This is a genomic window from Geothrix mesophila (genome assembly GCF_022808835.1).
GTDB lineage: Bacteria > Acidobacteriota > Holophagae > Holophagales > Holophagaceae > Geothrix > Geothrix paludis.
In genome coordinates this window covers 1-650 of the sequence record NZ_JAKZLD010000007.1, presented here as the reverse complement: position 1 = coordinate 650, position 650 = coordinate 1, and the positions used below count along the sequence as shown (strand labels likewise).

At 63.7% G+C, this 650-nt stretch carries 1 protein-coding gene; it reads left to right on the top strand.

The window, feature by feature from the left end; genetic code table 11:
- Nucleotides 1–78 precede the first annotated feature (78 nt).
- On the top strand, nucleotides 79–650 hold a 572-nt coding region (locus MLG87_RS15950; RefSeq protein ID WP_243296052.1), incomplete at its 3' end, for a YceI family protein.

The window sequence follows — 650 nt, the reverse complement described above, 5'->3', positions numbered from 1 at the left end:
CCCAAAAAAGGTGTTGCAACTTCATTGGAAGCGCCTAGACTGAATTGCATGGTGAAACACCTAATCTCCGGAGGCTCCATGCGACACCCCTTCCGCACCCTGCTCGCCACCCTCGCCTTGGCGACCGTGCCCGCCCTGGCCGGCCAGGACACCTACAAGATCGACCCCGTCCACAGCGAGGTGAGCTTCAAGGTCAGCCACCTGCTCGCCAAGGTCAGCGGCCGCTTCACGAAGTTCGAAGGCACCATCCAGGTCGACACCGCCGACATCAGCAAGTCGAGCGTGGCCGTCACCATCGACGCGACCAGCCTGACCACGGACAACGAGGCCCGGGACAAGCACCTGAAGTCCCCCGACTTCTTCGACGTGGCGAAGTTCCCCACCATCACCTTCAAGAGCACGTCCGTGAAGGAAGTGGCCAAGGGCAAGCTGGAGATCACCGGCGACTTCACCCTGCATGGCGTGACCAAGCGCATCACCTTCCCCATCACCAACGCGGGCACCCAGCCCGGCATGGCGCCCGGCAGCGTGGTGGCAGGCTTCATCGACGGCGCCCTCAGCCTCAACCGCAATGAGTACGGCATCAAGACCTTCCCCGGCGTCATCGGCGAGACCGTGGCCGTCAGCCTGAACGCCGAGGCCGGCAAGGT